This window comes from Rathayibacter sp. AY2B7 (assembly GCF_002931635.1).
Classification (GTDB): domain Bacteria; phylum Actinomycetota; class Actinomycetes; order Actinomycetales; family Microbacteriaceae; genus Rathayibacter.
In genome coordinates this window covers 1-2,973 of record NZ_PSUC01000182.1, presented here as the reverse complement: position 1 = coordinate 2,973, position 2,973 = coordinate 1, and the positions used below count along the sequence as shown (strand labels likewise).

Here is a 2,973-nt window from a genome sequence, read left to right as displayed (position 1 = left end):
GTGCGCGACGCGCTCGCCCGCCTCCGCCTCGGGGTAGATCACGTGGTTCGCGCCGATCCTCTCGAGGATCTTGCCGTGCGAGCGCGAGATCGCCTTCGCCCAGATCTGCGGGATCTTGAGGTCGACGAGGTTCGCGGTGATCAGCACGGACGCCTCGATGGAGGAGCCGACCGCGACGACGGCGACCTGGAAGTCCTGCGCGCCGATCTGCGCGAGGGCGTCGAGCGAGCGGGCGTCGGCCTGCACCGCGTGGGTGACCCTCTCCGACCACTTCTGCACGAGACCGGCGTCGGCGTCGATGGCGAGGACCTCGCGGTCGAGGCGGTCGAGCTGGCCGGCCGTGGCGGCTCCGAAGCGCCCGAGGCCGATCACCAGCACCGGGGCGTCGTACCTGATGCGGTCAACCAACGATGGGCCTCTCTTCCGGTCGTCTGAACAACTGCCTCCGCTGGCTCGCGGCGAGCGCGGCGGCGAGAGTCACGGTACCAACGCGCCCCATGAACATCGTCAGCGCCAGGATGTAGACCCCGGACGGCGGCAGCTCCGCGGTGAGCCCCGTCGAGAGCCCGGAGGTGGCGAAGGCCGAGATCACGTCGAAGAGCACGTGGTCGAGCGAGGCCTTGGTGATGTGCAGGATCAGGACGCTCGACACGGCGACCGTCGTCGCGCCCCACAGCACGACCGAGACGGCCAGGCGCAGGACGTCGTTCGGGATCCGGCGGCCGAACGCCTCCATGTCGTTGTTGCCGCGGGCCTCGGCGAAGGCGGCGAGGAACAGGATCGCGAGGGTCGTGACCTTGATCCCGCCGGCCGTGGAGGCCGATCCTCCGCCGATGAACATCAGCATGTCCGTCACGAGCAGGCTCGAGCCGTTGAGGTCGGGGATCGAGATCGTCGAGAAGCCGCCCGACCGCGTCATCGTCGAGAGGAAGAAGGACTGGAAGACGGTGTCTCCCGCATCGAGGCTGCCGAAGGTCCTCGGATTGTCGAACTCGAGCACGATGTAGAGGACCGCCCCGGCGACGAGCAGGATCACGGAGGTGACCAGCGTCAGCTTCACGTGCACCGACCACTTGCGCGGGCGCCGCCAGCCGCGGGAGAAGGCGTAGATGACGGGGAAGCCGATCGAGCCGAGGAAGACGCCGAGCATCAGGATGCCGAGGAACCAGTAGTCGTCCTCGAACGGGGTGAGGCCCGCGGCGTTCGGGGCGAAGCCGGTGTTCGTGAACGCCATCGCGGAATAGTAGAAGGAGTGCCAGACGGCCTCGCCGATCGGGATCCCGTCGATCAGCATCCGCGGGAACAGCAGGAGCGCGACGATGATCTCGATCGCGGCGGCGCTGATCGCGACGGTGGCGAGCAGTCCGCCGATCTCGCCCAGGCGGACGGCCTGGCCCTCGGCGACGGGGCCGGAGTGGATCCGCAGCGGATTCGAGTCGCTGGCGACCATGAGCTTCGCCCGGAGCCCGAGGCGGCGCGAGATCGCCAGGCCCATGATCGAGGCGAGCGTCAGCACTCCCAGAGCGCCGATGTTCACGCCGACGAAGATGATCGAGTGGCCGAACGCCGACCAGTGCGTCGCCATGTCGACCGTCGCGAGGCCGGTCACGCAGATCACCGACATCGCGGTGAAGAAGGCGTCGTGCAGCGGAGTGACGGTGCCCGTGGTGCTCGACACCGGCAGCGAGAACAGCAGGGTGAACACGAGCACGAGCGCCGAGAAGATGAGGATCGCGAAGCGGGACGGCGAGCGTCCGGCGAAGTCGTCGATGAGGTCGCGGGCCCGCTCGAACCCCGACCAGGGGGAGACGGGCGAGACGCCCACGGGGCTGCGGAACTGCTGCCGAACCACCACGGCGGATCCTCCACTCGATCGCGGCCATGCTACCCGCTCGGTGCCGGGCCCCCGGGGCGCTGACTAGCCTGGGCGCATGGCTGACATCTTCGGGGTGATCGCGGACGGGACCCGCCGGGACATCCTCGCCCTGCTGCTCGAGCAGCGGCGGGACGGCTCGGCCGAGGGCATGAGCGTGTCGCGGATCGTGGCGCGCCTCGAGCTGAGCCAGCCGACCGTCTCCAAGCACCTCAAGGTGCTGCGCGAGACCGGCCTCGTCACGGTGCGCGAGAGCGGACAGCACCGCTTCTACGCGCTCGAGTACGCGCCGCTGGCGGAGGTCGAGGACTGGCTGCTGCCCTTCCTCGCCGAGGACGAGGCGGCCGGCGCCCTGCTCGACGCTCCGACCGCGGCCCGGGCGGAGTCGCTGGGTCGGGCGCTCGCCGAGCGCACCCACCAGGTCAGCACCGTGGTGCAGGACATCCAGCGGGGCGTCAGCGAGGGAGCGACGAAGGTCGCGGAGGCGCTGCGCATCCGCAAGTGAGGGGCGCCGAGGAGCCGGAACCGGTGGAGCCCCGGGTCGTGTAAGCTCGCGGGAGCCAGTTTTTCGTAAGCGGCCGCCCGTCGGGCGGTCGACCCCCTGAACGTTGTGAGGTCTTCGTGGGTTCTGTCATCAAGAAGCGTCGCAAGCGTATGGCGAAGAAGAAGCACCGCAAGCTGCTTCGCAAGACTCGCCACCAGCGTCGCAACAAGAAGTAGGCTCGCGCCTCTTCCCACTCGAGCGTCCGCCCTTCCGGGGTCGGGCGCTCGTCTGCGTTCGGGAGATGATCCCGGCGGCGCTCGCCGTCTCGGCGCCCGTCGCCGGGGCCGCCGTACACTGACCGCATGGTGGACGTGGAGCTGACGCTCGTGGGCAAGCCGGGCTGTCATCTCTGCGACGACGCGCGGACCGTGGTCGAGCAGGTGGTCGCCGATCTGGGCGGCGAGGTGTCGGTCGCCGTCTCGGAGGTGTCGATCCTCGACGATCCCGAGCTGCACGAGCGCTTCGTCGAGGAGATCCCGGTGGTGCTGATCGACGGGCGCGTGCACACCTTCTGGCGGGTCGATCCCGCGCGGCTCCGGCGGGCCCTCCTCGATCG

Annotated in this window: 5 protein-coding genes; 3 read left to right on the top strand and 2 right to left on the bottom strand. The window is 69.6% G+C overall.

Annotation, left to right across the window (positions count from 1 at the left end):
- The coding region (locus C5C27_RS17095) for a TrkA family potassium uptake protein (RefSeq protein ID WP_146079751.1) at positions 1–408 on the bottom strand (408 nt) is incomplete at its 3' end.
- On the bottom strand, positions 401–1,771 hold the full coding sequence (locus C5C27_RS17090) for a TrkH family potassium uptake protein (protein ID WP_258060566.1): 1,371 nt from the start codon (positions 1,769–1,771) through the stop codon (positions 401–403). The genes C5C27_RS17090 and C5C27_RS17095, both read right to left, overlap by 8 nt.
- Before the next feature lie 160 nt (positions 1,772–1,931).
- Between C5C27_RS17090 and C5C27_RS17085 the strand changes: the two genes are divergently transcribed.
- From C5C27_RS17085 to C5C27_RS17075, 3 genes are all read left to right on the top strand, one after another.
- Positions 1,932–2,378: a helix-turn-helix transcriptional regulator gene (locus tag C5C27_RS17085; protein WP_104224854.1), complete on the top strand. Its 447-nt coding sequence runs from the start codon at positions 1,932–1,934 to the stop codon at positions 2,376–2,378.
- 116 nt (positions 2,379–2,494) lie between these two features.
- The gene (locus C5C27_RS17080; RefSeq protein WP_003792170.1) at positions 2,495–2,593 is read left to right on the top strand and encodes a 30S ribosomal protein bS22; all 99 of its coding nucleotides are present in this window, start codon (positions 2,495–2,497) and stop codon (positions 2,591–2,593) included.
- Between the two features lie 126 nt (positions 2,594–2,719).
- The coding region (locus C5C27_RS17075; RefSeq protein WP_104314995.1) for a glutaredoxin family protein at positions 2,720–2,973 on the top strand (254 nt) is incomplete at its 3' end.

What these genes read in the sequence shown, in the direction of transcription:
- C5C27_RS17085 (WP_104224854.1), top strand. Translation starts at nt 1,932, where the DNA reads ATGGCTGACATCTTCGGGGTGATCGCGGACGGGACCCGCCGGGACATC.